This window comes from Chryseobacterium lathyri (genome assembly GCF_019970085.1).
GTDB lineage: Bacteria > Bacteroidota > Bacteroidia > Flavobacteriales > Weeksellaceae > Chryseobacterium > Chryseobacterium lathyri.
The window spans coordinates 83,056-102,847 of sequence record NZ_JAHXYG010000002.1; the positions used below are offsets into that span (position 1 = coordinate 83,056).

The following is a 19,792-nucleotide window of genomic DNA, read 5'->3' on the forward strand; positions in this document are numbered from 1 at the left end:
GTTGCAAATTATTTTTTTAAAGGTCATATGTAATCACCATTAATTATAGTGTTTTTGTAAACAACTTCGATCATAGCGATGTCATAATATCTTTTAGTATATGCAAATATAATTATATGTATAATAAAACATTATTATTTATTATAAATTCTTATCGTAAATTATTAAATTTGAAAAAAATAATTCTAACAGATGAGCATTTTAAAAGGAGTAGGTGTTGCGTTGGTAACACCCTTTAATGAAGATTTATCCGTTGATTTCGATAGTTTAACAAAACTTGTTGAGTATAATATCGAAAACGGAACCAATTATTTGGTTGTTTTGGGAACTACAGCAGAAGCTGCAACACTTTCTGAAGAGGAGAAGAAACAGGTAATTGAGCATATCATTAAGGTTAATAATAAACGCCTCCCCCTGGTTTTGGGAATTGGCGGAAATAATACTCTTGAAGTAAAGAAACAGATTGAAGAAGCAGATCTTTCTGCATTTGATGCCGTACTTTCGGTATCTCCATATTACAATAAACCTAATCAGGAAGGCCTTTACCAGCACTATAAAATGCTGGCATCTACCGGAAAAAATATTATTATTTACAATGTTCCGTCAAGAACAGGTCAGAATGTTGAGGCTGATACCACTATTCGTTTGGCCAACGAATTCCCGAATCTATTCATGATCAAAGAAGCGGCACCCAATATTCTTCAGTATTTTGATATTTTGAGAAAGAAACCTGAAGGATTTTCATTGGTTTCCGGAGATGATGAATATACGCTTCCTGTGACTTTAGCGGGAGGAGACGGAGTAATCTCTGTAATAGGGCAGGGTTATCCGAAAGAATTTTCTACCATGGTCCAGCTGGCATTTGATGGAAAAGTGAAGGAAGCTTATGATATTCATAATAAGCTGGTAGAAATTACAAGACTGATTTTTGCAGAAGGAAATCCTTGCGGAATCAAGGTAATCCTTACAGAAAAAGGAATTATTAAAAACTATCTGAGACTTCCTTTAGTTCCTGCTTCAGAAGGTCTTTACGCGAAAATTAAAGCTGAAATGGCGAAAATTTAAAAGATGTGAATAGTGAATAGTCAATGGTGAATTTTTAAATGTACGGTTTAAAATTGCCCATTCACTTGCGAAGCAAAATTTACCATTGGCCATTAACAATAAAATAACAGGTGAAAAGTTCCGGCTTTTCACTTTTTTTAATCAAAAAATATGAAATTAACAGCAGCAACAGAAAAGGATATTCCGTTGATACGGAATTTGGCCAAAAGATCATGGGAAAGCGCTTATACGGGAATTATTTCTCAGGAACAAATAGATTATATGTTGGAGAAAATGTATTCAGAAGAAGAAATTCTCAGTCAGCTTCAGAATCCGGATTATCATTATTACCTGATTTTTGATGAAGGTAATAGTTCTTTTGAAGGCTTTATCGGTTATGAGAATAATTATGAAGTGGGAACTACAAAACTTCACCGTATTTATCTGGTGCCGGAAAGCAAAGGAAAAGGATTTGGAAAAGAGACATTGAATTTTTTGAAAGATAGAGTTTCTGAAAGCGGAGATGAAAGGATTATTTTAAATGTTAATAAAGAAAATTCTGCTAAAAAATTCTATGAATCTCAAGGGTATAGAGTATATGATGAGGTGGTTTTGGATATAGGCGATAATTATTTTATGGATGATTATTTAATGGAATATGTATTTCACAAATAATTGACTTAAAATTCTGTAACATTTAATTTTAATTCTATAACAAGTGATGTTTTTTTTTATTCCATCTTTGTAACAGAACCAAATCACTTTCAATAATACATTCATATGCTTGGTTTTGAGCTTTTGCAGCTTTTTATCAGTATATTTTTTTCATCCTTAGTGTTTAATTCCTGTATTCAATATGCAGGAGTTTTTCTTTTTTTTATATATTATGTTAAAAATTAATAACCTATTTCACTTTTAAATGAAATAAATTATTATATTTACTTCGAAATTTGACACACTTATATCAGGATGAAAATGTATGTAAAATTTGATTTCAATGCTCTCTGCAAGAAAGTGTTGGATGAGAAGCTAAAAGAGCACGGGCTAAAATACCGCCTGCTGAACTTTGGTGAAGTGGAGTTCTATGAACCCATTACCCAGGAGCAGCATAATCTTTTTAAGAAAAATCTTAAAGATTACGGCATAGAGATTATTGAAAGCCAGAAAACGGCTTTAGTACAGAAAATAAAAGATGCGATTGTAGAGCTTGTTTTCTCTGAAAACGCTGTTCCTGTTAAAGCATCTATTTATATTGCTGAAAAGCTGAACCACAGTTATGGATATCTTTCCAATCTTTTTTCTGAGGTTGCCTATACCTCAATAGAAAACTTCATCATCCTTCAGAAAATAGAGTATGCCAAGGAGCTGATTCTGGATAATAAGCAGAGCCTGACAGAGATTGCCCATAAACTGAATTATTCAAGTGTGGCTCATTTGAGCACCCAATTCAAAAATACAACCGGCATCACACCTTCTCAGTTTCATAAAACCATTATAAAAAGAAGGGAAAACCAAAGTATTAATATAAATTCAAAAACGCTGTATGAATAAAGAATATCTGAATGTAATCACAGTAGATGATGATGAGGGTAATATTATATTCTTTAAAAATATTTTCAGAGATTTAAAGATAGGGGTGAAATCACAGTTTTTCTCGGACGGAGATGATCTTATGAAATATTTGAGCAGCAATGGTGCAATTATTCCTGAAGTAATATTCATTAAGTATGATATTTCAGGGAAAAGCTGTATGGAATGCCTGAGAGAAATTAAAATAAATCATGGATTCAGCAACATCATAATTGCAGTATACGCCGGCCAGATTTCCGAAAACGAAACAGAAGAAATCTTCGTTAACGGAGGCAATATTTTTATGAGAAAGCCTGAGACTTATGATGGTCTTAAAAAATCACTTACAGAAATTATTACCGTAAACTGGCAGTATCATTCTTCAGGCCTGAACAAAGATAATTTTATTATGAAAGTATGATGGATAAAGGTTTTATGATGTTAATTTTTTAAATAAGTGATAATATTCAGCGCATACTATTCACATAAAAGTGAAAATTGTATAATTAATAATTAAAATAATATAATAAGAATTCCACGCAATATCATCAATTTTGTAAATGTAAACTTTGGAACACAAATTAGCTATATAAAAAAGCAATGGATGGTAGAAAATAGATTATTTCATTTAGAAAGTAAGATATAAGTCACAATGTTAGTTTAACAAAATGAATTATGTTTATTTCCAGCTATAAAGCATAGAAGATCTTTAAACAAAACGGTACAATCATGAAAACTTAAGAGAGTTGAAGGGTATTTATTCGTTTCATTCCCACTCCTTCAACTTGAAACAGTTAGTTTTTATAATAAGCAAGTTGGAAAAATAATTCATTTTGTTTTTTTAATTTATTTTAATAGTCAGGGCTGAGAATTTAAATACCTATAAATATTTTCAAACCCAATCAGATATTAGTTCCTACTATTAAAATAAATTTTTTAAGCAGACTAAAAGTAATTTCTTCTAAATAACAGTTTTATAAGGGGGCCGCGGAGAGATTTTCTTTTCGCGGTTTTTTTATGAAATTTTGCTCCACTTATTCTTTCCCCTGTAGTGTTTCAGGTAATAATTTTTGATGATCAGATTGTCTGGATTTATCAGATGTGGATCTGCCTCCAGGATTTTATCAACTGTATTTTTTGTGGTTTTTATAATGGCGGAATCATTCACAAGATCAAGTCTTTTAAAATCTACAACGCCGCTCTGTTGTGTTCCCAGAATATCTCCGGGACCTCTGAGCTGCATATCCACTTCAGAAATCTTGAATCCATCATTAGTTTCCGTCATCGTTTTGATGCGGGTTCTGCTTTCCTTCGATAATTTATCAGAAGTCATAAGTATGCAGTAGCTCTGCTCTGCTCCTCTCCCAACACGCCCCCGAAGCTGGTGAAGCTGCGAAAGCCCGAATCTTTCTGAGCTTTCTATCACCATTACAGAAGCATTAGGAACGTTAACCCCTACCTCAATCACGGTGGTAGCTACCATAATCTCAGCTTTACCCGAGGCAAAATAATTCATGGCGATATCTTTTTCAGCAGGTTTCATTTTACCGTGCAGCATTGTGGTATTGTAATCGGAGAATGCATTCATCACATGATCGAGCCCTTCCATCAGATTTTTATAATCCAAAGTTTCTGATTCCTCAATTAACGGATATACAAAATAAACTTGTCTTCCTTTTTTTATTTCGTCCCTGCAGAAATTATATACATACGTTCTGTCTTTCTCACGTCGGTGGGCAGTAATGATCGGCTTTCTTCCCATAGGCATTTCATCGATCACGGAGACATCCAGGTCAGAGTAAAAGCTCATTGCCAGGGTCCTTGGGATAGGAGTTGCCGTCATCACCAGAATATGCGGAGGAATTCTATTTTTTGCCCATAATTTTGCCCTTTGCGCCACACCAAACCTGTGCTGCTCATCAATGATAGCCAGCCCAAGGTTTTTAAATCTCACTTTATCTTCCAGAACGGCGTGCGTTCCTACCAATATCGATAATGTTCCGTTTTCCAGCTCTTCGTGGATGATCTTTCTCTCTGAAGTTTTGGTGGAACCCGTCAGAAGACGGATATTGATCCCTGTTTCTGTTAAAAGGTCTTTAATTCCATTATAATGCTGCTGTGCAAGGATTTCAGTAGGAGCCATTATGCAACTTTGAAAACCATTATCCATAGCAATCAGCATGGTAAGCAATGCAACCATGGTTTTTCCGGATCCCACATCACCTTGGAGAAGCCTGTTCATCTGAATAGGCCTTTTCATGTCCAGCCGGATTTCCTTTAAAACTCTTTTCTGTGCATTGGTAAGATCAAAAGGGATATGATGATTATAAAAACCATTAAAATGGTCACCCACAACAGGAAATGGATTTCCCGGTGAATGGGTTTTATGATGAAGCTTTTTGAGGGCATAACCTAATTGAAAAAAGAAAGACTCTTCAAACTTCAGTCTGTTATCAGCTTTTTCAAAATGTTTCATATCCTTTGGAAAATGAATATTTAAAAAAGTATGCTGCCTTGATAAAAACTTAAATGCTTTTATCATATAATCAGGGAAATTTTCTTCAATAAGGTTGGGGATCTCTTTGCAGATATTCCTTAAGACAACCTGGAAAAACCTTTGATTCAAACCTCTTTTAGTGAGCTTTTCAGAGCTTGGATAAATAGGTTTCAGGCGGGTGTCGCTTTCTTTATTTTCCACGGCTTCAATTTCCGGATGAGGCATGGAGAACTGACGATTAAAAACATTGATCTTCCCGAAAATATAAACTTCACGGTTGATCGGAATCTGTTCTTTCAGCCATTTTGAATACTGAAACCATACCAGATCCATCGTTCCGGTATCATCATTGAATTTTGCAGAAAGTCTTTTTACCTTCCCGGTCTGAATCTCCTGTACCTGTGTGATTCTTCCTTTAAGCTGTAACTCAATACTACTTTCCTCGAGTTGAGAAATTTTAAATACTTTACTTTTATCCAGATAACGGATAGGGTAGAAGTTCAGAAGGTCGTCAACGGTTGACAGGCCCAACACATTCTTGATGAGTTTGGCTCTTTCGGGACCTATGCCTTTTACATATTCTATAGAAGTATCTAAAGTCATTTTAAAAATGAGCCCTAATTTCGGGAAAATAGGCTTAAGATTAAAATTTTTCACCGAAAATATTGAGCTTAAAATCAAAAAAAGCGGCTCTCAATTTTTGAAAGCCGCTGTATAGTTTAATCTTTGATTTTGGATTTAAATTTTTTCTGGTAATCTTCCCACTGTTCCCTGGTACGGATCTTTTTGAAGAGATCTTTCGAAATAAATTCCAAATAAGGTTCAAGTTCTTTGGCTGACAATTCTCCCTGAAGGATTGTGATAGGTCCGCCTTTCTCGTCCAGAAATACAGTACTTGGAACAGCGCCGACGTTCATATATTGGGTGAATTCGTGCAAAGAATTCCTTCCTTTTTTATGTTCAGTATTATCATTGGAAAATGTTCTTCCGAAAACATCAATAGATTGTTTTTCTTCAGCATTAAATTTTACCGGATAGTAATTTTCATTTAAGATTTTGGCGATAATTTCGTGACCGTATGTTTTTTTATCCATGATTTTGCATGGTCCGCACCAGTCTGCATAAAAATCGATCAGGATTTTTTTGGGATTTTCCTTTTGAGCCTTTAAAGCTTCTTCAATAGTCATCCATTTTATCTGAGCAAAGCTGAAACTTACTAAAAATAAGAGTATTATGCTTATAATTTTTTTCATAATTTGATATTTACGTAAAAATAAGCATAATATAGCTTATTCTATTTTACATCCTGCATTAATTTTTTTACGAACGGAGATATCAAAATTAATACCACACCGGCAATTACCGCGTATAATCCCAATTGTTTATATCCATCAGTATAAGTGATCAAAGCATCATAGTTAGTAGATCCCTCTTTTGCTGTAGCAAGCCCGGCACCGATAATCCCGGCAACATATTGTCCGTAAGCTGAGGCCAGGAACCACATTCCCATCATCATTCCCTGAAGATTTTTGGTGGAAAGTTTAGTCATAATAGACAATCCTATTGGTGACAGGCATAATTCTCCAAGAGTGATGATCAATAATGCCAACGTGAAAAAATTCAGCGATGTTATTCCCTGAAGGTCCGCAAAAAGTCTTGTTGCAAATAAAACATAATACCCGATTCCCAGAAAAATAAATCCTAATCCAAATTTAACGATAGTATTGGGTTCAATTTTTCTTTTATTCAGCCATATCCATAGAAGCCCGATAAGCGGCGCAAGGAAAATAATAAAAAAGGCTCCTCCTGAGTTATTTACACCGTTCGGATCTAATCCAAGAAGGTCTTTATTCAGATTTTTAGCTGCAAAAATACTTAATGACCCACCACTTTGCTCATAGATTCCCCAGAATAGGATCGAGAAAATAATGAAAACTAAAGCTGCCCAAAGTTTTTTACGCTCTGATGCGGTTACTTTTGACATTTCATAGAATAGGTAGATCAGTGTCAAAGGCCCGATGGTCCACATAAAATAATCTGTATATTCCGTTTTGGCAACCATCTTCATGATAATTGGTACGAAAATAAGAGATAAAATATAAACTCCATATTCTTTCCATTTTGGGATTGGAGCAGTTTTTACTTCTGCCAAAGGATGCCCTGGCTGAAGACCTATTGTTCCCATTCTTTTCTGAGTGAAAATGAAATTGATAAGGCTTATTACCATTACCACGGAGGCCAGACCGAAAGCGACGTTCCATCTCATGGCTTCTGAAATAATACCGCTTAGAATTTCTCCTTTACCGATAGCGATGCATAAATAACCACCCAATAAAGCTCCCAGATTGATTCCCGCGTAAAAAAGAGAAAAACCTGCATCTGCTCTTGAATCATTAGGTTTGTAAAGCTGTCCAACCATAGATGAAATATTCGGTTTGAAGAAACCTGTTCCTACCACAGTGAATGCAATTCCTAAGAAAAAGAATTTATGTGGATCAGTTGCCAGAATCAAGCTTCCAACGATCATCAGTAGCCCGCCCCAAAAGAGAGATTTCCTGAATCCGAGGATTTTATCTGCAAAAAGGCCGCCCACGAAAGTAAAGGCATATACGAATGCCTGGGTAGCGCCGTATTGAAGGTTAGCTTCTTTTTCATGGAAATTAAGCTGGGAGATCATAAAGAAAACCAGCATTCCGCGCATTCCGTAAAAACAGAAACGCTCCCACATTTCAGAGAAAAACAGGCTCCAGATCTGTCTGGGGTATTTTCCTTTGAAATTTTGTATTTCATCTAGAGTTAAGCTCATAATTGTATATGATTGTTTTAATTAGGGTTGTTTATTGTTGTTTTGGTCCAGTTCAAAACGGATTCTGTCCTGGTCTATGATTTCTTTTAATTCTTCTTCTTTTGGAAGGTAGAGGAGGTATTTGCTCGCAAAGAGATTGTTTTTGTCATTCAGAACGGAATATTTTACAATGGTTTCGTCTTTTTCTGAACACAGTAAAATTCCTATCGTCGGATTATCACCTTCTCCGCGTTTCATATCATCATACATTCGTACATACATATCAATCTGTCCGATGTCCTGATGGGAGAGTTCTCCGGTTTTAAGATCAATAATGACAAAGCATTTCAGAATATAATTGTAAAAAACAAGGTCGATATAAAAATCGGATGTATCTGTAGAAATATGCTGTTGTCTTGTTACAAAAGCAAATCCTTTCCCGAATTCCAGAAGAAACTTCTGAATATGATCAATGATGGCGGTTTCAATTTCTTTTTCAGAAAATTTTTGCTCCGGTGTTAAACCTAAGAATTCAAAAATGTAAGGGTCTTTTAAAACACTGTGGATATTTTCTGCCGGGGATTTTTTATGTTCCAGAACTCTTTCGTAGGCAAGTGAATTGATTTGTCTTTTCAAATCCCGGTAATTCCAGTTATTCTGAACAGCTTCATTGATATAATAATTCATTTTATGAGGGTGATCAAGTCTTATCACCAATCTGTAATGGGTCCAGCTCAATTCGTGACGCAATGCGTCACAAATTGGAAATGCCTGATAAAAAGACCGCATATTTCTTAGATTACTCTCATCAAAGCCCTTTCCAAACTCCAGAGAAAGTTTTTTAGAAAGATTTTTTAAGGTTTTCTTTCCGTATTCGGCGCGTTCTTTTCCCTGCTGTTCATTTTCTACGATCAGTTTTCCGATCTGCCAGTAAGTGAGCAGTAAAGTAGAATTCGCGATCCGAAACACTTTTTCGCGCGACTGCCTAATAATTTCCTTTACGGATTGAAATAAAGAATCTTCGGAAATTTCCATCATACGAAAATAAAAAAAACCTCTGACTTTGCAGAGGTTTTGTTGTATTTTATTGATGCGGTTATTTTACACCGTGCATCATTTTCTTTAAGATTGGAGAGATCAAACCCAAAATAACAGCTGCGATACCACAAAGTACTACGAATACCATAAAGAATTCGAATAGGTTGTGGATCTCAAATCCTGCAAATGTAGGATTGTGCAATGGTAACTGAGCTTTCTCAAATGCTTCTGTCTGTTCAGCAGTCAACGTTACTTTTTTATCTAAAACGTCCTGAAGGTTTACGCCTATTTCCTGTGCTTTTGTGAATTTATCACCTGTAGCAGGGATAAGAGCTCCCAATGAACCTGCCAATGCATACCCTGCAGCATTGGAAATAAAGAATACTCCATATAATAATGATGCAAATCTTTTTGGAGCTAGTTTTCCTACCAATGAAAGACCGATTGGGGATAAGCAAAGCTCACCACAAGTCTGGATGAAATAAAGAAGCATTAACCATTTGATTGCTAATAATCCTGAATTTCCAAGATCTTTTACGTTGTGTGCAATAATGAAGTAAGAAAGAGCAATTAATGCAAGACCCATTGCCTGCTTGAACGGAGATACGGGTTCTCTTCCTTTTGTTCTTAATTTATCCCATGTCAAACTGAATGGAACGGCTAACAGAACTACGAAGATACCGTTGAAGATCTGAACCATTGAAGGAGGCATATTCCATCCGAAAATGTTTCTGTCTGTCTGGTTGTCAGCAATAAATGTTAATGAAGATCCTGCCTGCTCGAAAGCTGCCCAGAAGAAAATGATAAAGAAGGATACAATATAAATTACCCAGATTCTCTGTCTTTCAATCTTGTTTTCTGCAGAACTCATGATCAGGAAAGCCAGGGAAATACCGGCCGCATAGATGAAAGGATAAATAATTCCTTTGATCAATTGTCCCATCTCTACGGCTTTAAATCCGAATTCTCCTACCAGTAAATATCGGAAAGCGAAGAATAAAACCACAAATATAACTCCGGTGATCCCTAAAGATAAACCTGAGAATTTAGCGGTCTGAGTTTCACCTTCTTCAAAGTCTGCACTTGTATTGTTCTTTGGCAATCCACCGATAGGTCTCCCTTCCGGATTTACCACATATTTATTTTTAAGGATAAAGAATGTTACGGTTCCAATAATCATTGCAATTGAAGCGGCTAAGAATCCCCATTTGAAAGCAAAAATATCTCTTACTCCTGTAGCTGCATCTTTCACATCTCCTACGTATGGGCAGATAAATTGTCCCAGGAATGCTCCGATGTTAATCCCCATATAGAAAATGGTAAATGCAGAGTCCAGTTTGGATTTCTCCTGCTTAGGGTAAAGACTTCCCACCATTGAGGAAATATTCGGCTTGAAGAATCCATTACCGAAAATGATAACGAATAACGCCAGCCACATAATCATTTTGGAACTGCCCAGATCGGCAGAGAAAGTAGAGGCACTGATAAATAATAGAAACTGACCGATAGCCATCAGAGATCCACCGATTAAGATGGCATTTCTGTTTCCTATATATTTATCTGCAATAAATCCTCCCAAAAGAGGTGTTAAATAACATAAAGCTAAAAATCCACCGTAGATAATTGCTGCATCTGCTTCTTTTATTAATAAGGAATTTACCATGAAGAGCGTCAAAAGGGCTCTCATCCCATAAAAGTTGAAACGCTCCCACATTTCTGTTCCGAAAAGAACCCACAATCCTTTTGGATGCCTTGAATTCTTATTCTCTACAAACTCATCCGGTTTCGGACTTAATGCTTCAATATTATCCATTCTATTGTTAATTTTTGTTAAGACTGACAAATATAGTTTTTTTTGAGTTTTTGGCAAGGTTTTAATTTTATATTTAAATAAAAAAGCTGCAGAACGATGCTGCAGCTTGATATTCTTTATGATAAATGAGGATTAATGTCCTTTTTCCCTCATGATCTTATTCAATCTTTTTAACATTGACAGACCTAAAAGTGTCGCAAATATTAGCAAAGCAAAGTTAACCAGGAAGTAATTCATCTTATTGTCGTAGCTGTACCACGTACTTGCCAGGATTCCTGAAAGCTTATTACCAACTGAGTTGGCTAAGAAGAAACCTCCCATCATTAATGCAGTAATTCTTGCCGGTGAAAGTTTTGAAACGAATGAGAGTCCCATTGGAGAAAGGCAGAGCTCCCCAACAGTAATTACTCCATAACCGGCAACCAGCCATAACGGTGAAACTTTTTCAGCCCCATTATCTCCTGCCATAACGGCGAGAACCATTACCAGGCATGATAATCCTGAGATAAATAATCCTAAAACAATTTTTGTAGGAGTAAGCGGTTCTTTTCCTTTTCTTCTTAATAAAGCCCAGAACCCTACAATGACAGGCGTTAAAGCAATTACCCAGAATGGATTGATAGACTGGAATAATTCCGTATTGTATAGATAGACTTTCGATTCCGGATTTCTTTCCAAGGCGGCACGCTGTTCAGCAGAGATATTTTTAAAATAGATATCTTTCCCGGTTTCTTTAATGGCTTTTCCGTCCTTGTCCTTTTGAGACTGGAATTGATTGTCATAAACCGGAACCTCTTTGTCTTCATAGCTTTTCCCCTCCACCATATAAATATCCTCGAGAGGTTTTTCCAGTGACGCAGGAACACTTCTGTCCGTATAATAATTGGCCCATCTTGTTAAAGCCGTACCATTCTGCTTAAAAACTGCCCAGAAGAACATACTGATTAGAAACACTGAAAGTAGAGCTCCGATTGATGGTTTCTCCTCTGGCTTAGCTTTAAAGTATAGTGAAGCATAAAAGTAGATCACAGGAATACAGGCAAAAATAAAGGCGTCTGTACTGTCGCTACCGAAGATATTTCCGGGAATGAACCATCCAATAGCTCCCACTGCAATGGCAGGGACAAAAACCTTAATTAAAATTTCAGAAAGCTTGGTATCTCCTTCTTCTACAGGCTTCATCTGTGCGGCATGGATATAGTGTTTTCTACCGATGGTAAAAATCACAAGACCAACAAGCATTCCTACTCCTGCAGTGATGAAAGCTTCACCCCATCCAAATTTATTACGCATAAAAGCTGCAATAATATTACAGATAAATGCCCCGATATTGATCCCCATATAGAAAATATTATATCCGGAGTCTTTATTGGCTTTATAAGGTTCCTCAGAATAAAGGTTTCCTAACAGTGTGGAAATAGTGGGCTTAAAGAAGCCATTCCCAATGATGATTAATGCCAGAGAGCCATAAAAAAGAGGCAGCTCTTTGAAGACCCCCATTCCTATATATCCTGCAGCCATCAAAATTCCGCCCAGATAAATAGATTTAATATATCCTAAAACCCTGTCAGCCAAAAAACCTCCAAGGAACGGTGTTAAATAGGTCAAGGCGATGTATGTTCCGAAAATATCATCAGCCGTTTTGTCCGGAAGTCCAAGTCCTCCTGTTAGCCCGGTTGGCTCAATGACATAAAGAACAAAGATTCCAAGAATCAAATAATACCCGAAACGTTCCCACATTTCTGTGAAAAAGAGGAAGGGTAAGCCTTTAGGATGTTTAGTCTTCATATAATCAATTTTCAAATTTCCCAAAAATAAGTTTTTAATTTCAATTGATAAAATAAATAATCCAGGCAGAAATGATTAATGAAATAAATATAAAAATCCCCTCCAAAATGGAAGGGATTATCTTATTTTGAATTTTTTTGAAGCATTGGGGGAGGTGGGTCAGATTTTATGATTTCTACAATATCTTTCCCTTTTTCAGTTTTTATTATACCGTTAACAAAGTTTTCCATTTCTTTTTTATTAGCTTCGAACTTATTAGCGTAAGTATAAGTAGAAATACTGGCATACCCTTCGTTGGTAAGGTATAGATTTGCAATGTATTCGAAATCTATGCCTTTAACATTGGCGCTGTACTCTATATGTAGTACTTTAATCCCATTGATTGTCCTGTATTCAGAATTTTTTAATCTGAAATAATCTGCATTTCTTTGAATAGCAGGAAGCAAAATGTCTTTTAAATTCTTCAAACTCTGAATTGGAACTATTTCACTTCCAAATAAGGCATATATTGCAGAATTAGAATTGTTATTGAAGGCATATTCTACAAAAGCTGTAGCACCAGGAGCTTTTACAATTTTCCAACTTTTGGGATTGTAATAAAACCCAGCATTAATATTTTTACTTTTTACCAAAAAAGTGGATTCTTTTGACTTCTCAAATAATTCTTCGTTGGTTGTAATAGTTTCGAGAGTTTTATCATCACTTTCGTTAACAAATTTCCATGTTTTGTTATCGAAGAGAACAACTTCTTTTCCGTCTTCTGTTATTGCTTTTACCTGTGCTTTTACTGAAAATGAGAATATAATAAATACCGATAAAATAATCTTATTCATCATAATGTTATAAATTATTCAAAATAAAATCCGTCATTTTCTGATACAGCTGCGGTCTTGTCTGGCCCCCGTAAATTCCGTGGTTTTTATCAGGGTAAGCCATAAATTCAAACTGTTTTTTATTTTGAATTAAAGCTTCAGAGAATTCCATAGAGTTCTGGAAATGTACGTTATCATCAGCAGTTCCGTGGATCAGTAAGAATTTACCCTTTAATAGATTGGCATACTCTGTTGGAGAATTTTTATCGTATCCGTCAGCGTTTTCCTGAGGGGTTCTCATGAATCTTTCCGTGTATACGGAATCATAATACCTCCAGTTGGTTACCGGTGCTACAGCGATTCCGGCTTTGAAAACATCCGCTCCTTTCGTCATTGCCAGACTGGTCATGTAACCTCCGTAGCTCCATCCGAACATTCCGATTCTTGTCTTGTCAATATAAGACTGGTTTCCGAACCATTTTGCCGCAGTAATCTGATCTTCAATTTCATATTTACCCATATTCATGTAGGTAACCTTCTTGAACTTAGCTCCTTTATAACCCGTTCCACGCCCGTCTACACAGGCAACGATATAACCTTTCTGTACCAAATGATTAAACCATAAAGCATTGCCATTGTCCCATGAATTAGCAACCTGCTGAGATCCAGGTCCGGAATACTGATACATAAACAGTGGATATTTTTTATTAGGATCAAAGTTTTTAGGTTTCATGATCCATGCATTCATCTGGTCGCCGGCGCCATTTGGAATGGTGATGAATTCTTTATCTGCAAAATTATCGGCCTTTAATTTCTGTAGCTGGTCGTTATTGTTCTGAAGTTCTTTTACCGTTTTACCGTTTCCGTCTTTTAAAACAAAAGTGTAAGGTCTTGCAGCAGTAGAAGATGTTTCAATGAAATAACTGTAGTTCTTACTGAAATTGGCAGAATTGTTTCCTTCCGCATTAGAAATAAGCTGGGATTTTCCGTTTTCAATATTTACTTTGGAAACGACTTTGTTGATGCTTCCTTTTTCAGTCGTCTGAACATAAATTTCCTTAGACTTCGGATTGAATCCATAATAATCGGTTACTTCCCAATTTCCCTTTGTTATTTGCTTTTTAAGCTTTCCATCCTTGTCATACCAGTATAAATGACGGTTACCGTCTCTTTCGGATGCCCAAAGGAAAGAATCATCGTCCAGGAATTCCAGAGTAGGGCTATCTGTATCGATCCATTTCTCATCCGTTTCTGTGAATAGTTTCTGAACGACTCCGGTTTTGGTATTCACCTTTAAAATATCGGACGCATTCTGAATTCTTTCAGAAGTCACCAGAACCATTTCGTCAGGCTTTGCCGTCTGAATGACATTGGGGATATAATAGTTTTTAAAAAAACTTAGGTTGATTGGCGTTGTTTTTCCTGTATCAAGACGGTACAGCTGGGCAGAAACTATAGAGTTTTTTTCTCCTGCTTTAGGATATTTGTAACGCATTTCCTCAGGATAAAGTTTTTTTCCATAGATCGGAATATAGATCTCCGGAACCTGGCTTTCATCAGATTTTACAAATACAATGGCATCCGAGTTCTTTGTCCATTCATATTGTCTTGCATGCCCGAATTCCTCTTCATATACCCAGTCTGCTAACCCGTTGATAATGGAATTTTTCTTACCGTCATTTGTAATCTGGGTAATTTTTCCTGAACTCAGGTCCTGATAGAATAAATTATTTTCAGCAATGAATGCTACTTTAGAGGCATCAGGAGAAAATCTGGGCTCCTGAACTGTTTTACCGTCATTCAGGCTGATTGTCTTACCTGATTTCAGATCTTTCACCTCAAACTTTCCAAGAAATGAATGTCTGTAGATGGGCTGGCTTTCTGTTAAAAGAAGAATTTTTGATTCATCATCAGAAAATTCATAGCTTTCAAATTTACCATCAACAATATTTCCTTCTTTTTGTGAAGTTTTGTAAGAGTATTTGGCAATTCCTGTCGGCTCAATGACCAGATAATTTTCTCCGTTCTTCATAGATGCTATACCGGCAATGCCTTTTCCGCGGTAATATCCTGAATATATTTTATCTAAAGTGATTTCCTGGGCAGACACATTATGGAATGCTACAGCCACGGTAAGAGTTAAGAGTAATTTTTTCATTTCTAATTTTAATGGATCTCAAAGATAATAATTTTATTAAATGCATAAAAAAGCTTTTTTAATACGGCTTTTGGCAAAAAAATTGAATGTATTATTATAACAATCAAATTAAATAATAATTATGGAAACGAATGCATACAACCAAAAACTGAACCGTTATGTTTTAGCCGATCAGATTGTTTATACAGGCTTTTCAAGCTTCAAAGATGCGGAAGACTGTGCCAACAAAAAAGGCGGAACTTTGGTAGAAGTTGGGTTTAAAGATGGGAATGATAATCCGCAGATTACCAATGAAGCCGGCCTTATTGAGAAAAAACTTCACTATTATGTTTATGCTGGTGATGAATATAAATTTATTCATTCATCTGATCCCGGGTTCAGGAAATACGCAGATGAATTACAGAAAATAAAAGCAAAGATTCGCCAGGATGCACCGGACGAAAGATATCTGGCTAATTTTGAAATTGAAAATGCAGAAGATCCGATTATTGTGATTAAAAATGATCACTTTGAATCGGTAACCTCCAGAGAACGCTCAAAATATTTGAAGCACGCCGAAGTTTATGAACTAGGGGTATCCCTGCCAAAACCTTAAAAATTTTTTATCATGAGCAAAACCAAATATTCAGAAAAAGCTCAGGACAAAGTGGGAAAAGTCATGCACGAATTTAAAGAAGGAAAACTGAAGTCCTCTTCAGGCGAAAAAGTGACCAACAGAAAGCAAGCGATAGCCATCGGGATTTCCGAAGCCAAAGAAAAAGGCTTAAAAGTGCCGAAAAAGAAAAAACAATACGACTAATAAAAATTCCGTGAAAATATTTTCACGGAATTTTTATTGTAAATCAGTTGTTTAAACTTCTTTATCTTTCATCTGCTCGTAAATATTCATATTTAAATAATCAGCTTTTGGAACGACAAACGAATTTTCTTCTAGTTCGGGGTCTGTAACTTTAAGAAGATTAAATTAAAATATTCATTTATTGATTAATTATTTATTTTTGTAAGAATTGTTTAAATCTTGTTTATTAATATAATGAAAAAATAAAGATTTGAAGATTCGGGAAGTTTGTATAGGGCTATAGTAAATGGATAAGCACTCCATGACGACAAAAAGAGCGGAATTAAAAAATAAGCCCTACCTTAACTGATGCAATTAATACCAGCAATTGAAGATTGCGCAATTAATAAAATAAATCAAATTATTGAGAAGAACGAATAATTCATTCTAAATTACACAAATGATAAATATATGGCTGTAAAATAGACTATACTATTTCAAATTTTAGATCAAACTTTAAAATAATATAACCATGAAAAATTTAGTAATTTCAGCATTAGTAGCATTTTCAGGATTTTGGTGTGCCCAAACCGGTAATGTAGGTGTTAATACTTCCTTGCCTGGAAGCACCCTTACGGTAAGCGGATCAATATCAGGACAGTATAAAAACATTTCAACTTCCACAACGCTAGGAGTAAACGATTTTTATACTGCGTTTAATGGATCTTCTGTGGGAACATTTACACTGCCCGCTGCAACAGCTGCTGCTCCCGCAGCTGGAAATATACAGGGAAGGGTTTATTACATTAAAAACACAGGAACTGCTGCCCTTAATGTTGCAGCCAGTGGAACTGAGCTTATCGATAATCAATCCGGTGCAGGAGTTGCAAGCGTATCTATAACTCCCGGAGGATATATCATGCTGATAAGCAAAGGAACTACAACCGGTACTACCTGGGAAACAGGACTTTTAATTAACAAAACAACTCCCACCATTGCCGCATTGGGAGCTTCTGATACGGTGACTTACTCCGGGACAGCTTTGACCAATTTTAACAACAGTATTCCACAGCTCATCCCTTTTTCAGTAGGAGATGTCATTGTGAACCAAGGAGGTTCTGCTGTTTGGAATGATGCAGGAGATTACTGGCAGATATTGGAATCAGGTGTTTATAAAATAGAGGGATATGCTTATTTTGGAAGTGGAGGAGCAGTTTCAGGAACTGGAGCTTTCACGGGGATTAACTTAAATATTACCAAAAATGGTACTGCTCTCGTAAACATCATTGGAGGGAATAGAGCAAATATTGATAATGCTGCTGCATCAGCTGGAAATTCTCCAATTAATGTAAACACTATTGTCCATCTTAATGCAGGAGATAGAGTTTATCTAACTATGAACTGGGGAGCATTGAATAAGCCCACTACTGATGCACATATTACGGCACCGGCATCTTTATCAGAAAGCAGAAACTTCTCTCTTATGCAGTTGTCTACACCTTAAACATGATGATATTAAAATTACAAATGATGAAAAATATTTATTATCGGAAATGTTTTGAGCGAAACATTCATATATATTGGCTGAAAAAGAAAAAAGAATAGTTACCATAAAAAATTCCGTGAAAATACTTTCACGGAATTTTATTATAAATCAGTTGATTGAACCTTTTTTACTTTTTATCTATTTGTAAAGCACTTTGTAATATTCGTCTGCCATTCTATCACTGTTAAATTGGTGCTGAACATCATTCATAGCCCTATACTGAATTTTTCTCCATTGGTCCGGATTATCGTAATAAGCAGGCAGGATTTCGTTTTCAAGAATTTCGTACAGCTTATTCAGATCATAAGTATCCTGTTCGTAAATGCTCATATTTAAATAATCAGCTTTCGGAACAACAAACGAATTTTCTCCCGGTTCGGCAAATTCAGGGATCCATCCGTCATCGGTAGAAAGATTTACAGATCCATTCATAGCAGCGGTCATTCCTGAAGTTCCAGAAGCTTCTCTCGGTACCCTCGGATTGTTGAGCCACAGATCTGAGCCCTGTTTCAGGGATTTACTTAAAGAAAGCTCATAGCCTGTAAGTACAGCCATATTTTTATGATTTTTACTTTCCTCTACCAAAGTATTAAAAGTAGAAATAGCGGAATAATCCATAGGATAAGGTTTCCCTGACCAGATAATCTGTACCGGATATTTTTGATTATTCAATAATCTGTAGAATCTTTCCTTATCATGAAGCAGTAAATCTGCACGTTTATACCCTGCAAATCTTCTTGCCCAGACAATAGTGAAAATGTTAGGATCAAATAGATTTCCGGTCTGATCTGCGACAATGGTGAACAGTCTTTTCTTTAAATGTTTTTTGCGGTAATCAAAAACAGTTGCATCGTTTTCATCTTTGGCATTATAAAGAGGCTTATCCGCCCAGTACTTAAATTCCTGTGCGTTGGTAATGGAAGTAATTTCGCAGATTCCAGGATATTTACTCCACATAGCTCTGGAAACCTCACCATGCAGCTTAGATACGCCGTTCGCCATTCTTGCCATTTTCAGAGCACATAGCGAGTGGTTGAAACGATCATCGTTTGCTCCTTCGATACTTTTTACCTCTTCCATGCTGAAACCGGAAAAGTAAGACATATCATAACATAGTTTCAGATTATGTTTTTCATTTCCTGCTTCTTCAGGAGTGTGGGTGGTAAAAACCAGTTTTTCTTTCACCCGGTTCAGATCTCCATTGTACTTTTTCAGCAGGTAAAATGCGGCTGGAAGTCCATGAGCCTCATTCAAATGATAGACTTCTCTTTCGGCATTTATTTCGTCGAGTAACTGAGCACCTCCTTTTCCAAGCAAAATATACTGAGCCAGTTTTGTAGATTCGTTGGCATCGTATAATTTGTGGCAGATGGTTTTAGAAACGTGATCGTTTTCCGGCACATCTGTAGAAAGAAAAAACATGGGTGCCGTATTGAAAATTTCAGGATCAAGGTACCATACTTTTACCCAAACCGGGGCACTATGGATCTCGATCTGAAATTTGATTCCGGTATCCTCAAGAAAGCTGTACATTTTCCTTGTCCAGACCGGCTGAAGGGTCTGGTCATGATTTCTGGCCTGATCATAATAGCCAAATTTCCAGAGAATTCCGATCCCTATAAGATCCTGTTTCAGGTTGTATGCACTTCTCATATGAGATCCTGCAAGGAATCCCAAACCACCCGAATATATTTTTAAAACCTGTTCAATGGCGAATTCCATCGAAAAATAGACGGCTTTTTTAGAATATTGTGGATTGATGCTGTAAGGTATTTTAAAATTTTTAAAATCCATATAAATCACAGTTTTATAATTTGAACGCTAAAGGTATTGATTATGAAAATAAACTTTACATTAATTATTTGATAAATTAATTTAAAAGTATCCTGTGAATAGTTTTTTTACTTACCTTTATTATGTAAATTTTTGAAAATCAAAAACTTCTAACGGTGAAACCAATATGG

Annotated in this window: 16 protein-coding genes; 7 read left to right on the forward strand and 9 right to left on the reverse strand. The window is 36.0% G+C overall.

Annotated features, from left to right (window positions below):
* Positions 1-192: 192 nt before the first annotated feature.
* The 4 genes from dapA (at position 193) to LC418_RS05760 (ending at position 3,034) form a co-directional block, all read left to right on the forward strand.
* Complete coding sequence (gene dapA, locus LC418_RS05745) at positions 193-1,065, forward strand: 4-hydroxy-tetrahydrodipicolinate synthase (RefSeq protein WP_223558408.1); 873 nt, start codon at positions 193-195, stop codon at positions 1,063-1,065.
* A 150-nt stretch (positions 1,066-1,215) separates the two neighbouring features.
* Positions 1,216-1,719 (forward strand): GNAT family N-acetyltransferase, encoded by a 504-nt coding sequence (locus tag LC418_RS05750; RefSeq protein WP_111959150.1) that lies wholly within the window; start codon positions 1,216-1,218, stop codon positions 1,717-1,719.
* A gap of 294 nt (positions 1,720-2,013) precedes the next feature.
* Complete coding sequence (locus tag LC418_RS05755) at positions 2,014-2,595, forward strand: helix-turn-helix domain-containing protein (RefSeq protein ID WP_111959152.1); 582 nt, start codon at positions 2,014-2,016, stop codon at positions 2,593-2,595.
* Entirely contained in the window at positions 2,588-3,034 is a 447-nt protein-coding gene (locus LC418_RS05760) for a response regulator (protein WP_111959154.1), read from the forward strand. The genes LC418_RS05755 and LC418_RS05760 overlap by 8 nt, the downstream gene beginning before the upstream one ends.
* A 594-nt stretch (positions 3,035-3,628) precedes the next feature.
* Here LC418_RS05760 and recG read toward each other — a convergent pair.
* From recG to LC418_RS05800, 8 genes are all read right to left on the reverse strand, one after another.
* Positions 3,629-5,713 carry an ATP-dependent DNA helicase RecG gene (gene recG, locus LC418_RS05765; protein WP_223558882.1) on the reverse strand — a complete coding sequence of 695 codons (2,085 nt, stop codon included), beginning with the start codon at positions 5,711-5,713 and terminating at the stop codon, positions 3,629-3,631.
* A 116-nt stretch (positions 5,714-5,829) separates the two neighbouring features.
* Positions 5,830-6,363, reverse strand: coding sequence for a thioredoxin family protein (locus LC418_RS05770; protein ID WP_223558409.1), 534 nt, complete (start codon positions 6,361-6,363; stop codon positions 5,830-5,832).
* Between the two features lie 41 nt (positions 6,364-6,404).
* Entirely contained in the window at positions 6,405-7,916 is a 1,512-nt protein-coding gene (locus tag LC418_RS05775) for a peptide MFS transporter (RefSeq protein ID WP_223558410.1), read from the reverse strand.
* 21 nt (positions 7,917-7,937) lie between these two features.
* Positions 7,938-8,933, reverse strand: coding sequence for a PDDEXK nuclease domain-containing protein (locus LC418_RS05780; protein WP_223558411.1), 996 nt, complete (start codon positions 8,931-8,933; stop codon positions 7,938-7,940).
* Between the two features lie 58 nt (positions 8,934-8,991).
* A complete protein-coding gene (locus LC418_RS05785; protein ID WP_223558412.1) occupies positions 8,992-10,746 on the reverse strand; it encodes a peptide MFS transporter in 1,755 nt (584 codons plus the stop codon).
* A gap of 132 nt (positions 10,747-10,878) precedes the next feature.
* Positions 10,879-12,534, reverse strand: coding sequence for a peptide MFS transporter (locus tag LC418_RS05790; protein ID WP_223558413.1), 1,656 nt, complete (start codon positions 12,532-12,534; stop codon positions 10,879-10,881).
* Positions 12,535-12,656: 122 nt separating this feature from the next.
* Positions 12,657-13,370: a hypothetical protein gene (locus LC418_RS05795; protein WP_223558414.1), complete on the reverse strand. Its 714-nt coding sequence runs from the start codon at positions 13,368-13,370 to the stop codon at positions 12,657-12,659.
* Positions 13,371-13,374: 4 nt separating this feature from the next.
* Positions 13,375-15,504, reverse strand: a complete 2,130-nt coding sequence (locus LC418_RS05800) for a S9 family peptidase (RefSeq protein WP_223558415.1) — start codon at positions 15,502-15,504, stop codon at positions 13,375-13,377.
* 121 nt (positions 15,505-15,625) lie between these two features.
* On the opposite strand from LC418_RS05800, the gene LC418_RS05805 reads away from it, so the two are divergent.
* The 3 genes from LC418_RS05805 to LC418_RS05815 all read left to right on the forward strand — a co-directional run bounded on the left by LC418_RS05805 (position 15,626) and on the right by LC418_RS05815 (position 17,786).
* Complete coding sequence (locus LC418_RS05805; protein ID WP_111959174.1) at positions 15,626-16,099, forward strand: hypothetical protein; 474 nt, start codon at positions 15,626-15,628, stop codon at positions 16,097-16,099.
* Positions 16,100-16,111: 12 nt separating this feature from the next.
* Entirely contained in the window at positions 16,112-16,303 is a 192-nt protein-coding gene (locus tag LC418_RS05810; protein ID WP_223558416.1) for a DUF6496 domain-containing protein, read from the forward strand.
* A 511-nt stretch (positions 16,304-16,814) separates the two neighbouring features.
* The gene (locus tag LC418_RS05815; RefSeq protein WP_223558417.1) at positions 16,815-17,786 is read left to right on the forward strand and encodes a hypothetical protein; all 972 of its coding nucleotides are present in this window, start codon (positions 16,815-16,817) and stop codon (positions 17,784-17,786) included.
* Between the two features lie 180 nt (positions 17,787-17,966).
* Here the strand turns inward: LC418_RS05815 and glgP are convergent, their stop codons facing one another.
* Complete coding sequence (gene glgP / locus LC418_RS05820) at positions 17,967-19,622, reverse strand: alpha-glucan family phosphorylase (RefSeq protein ID WP_223558418.1); 1,656 nt, start codon at positions 19,620-19,622, stop codon at positions 17,967-17,969.
* Positions 19,623-19,792 lie beyond the last annotated feature (170 nt).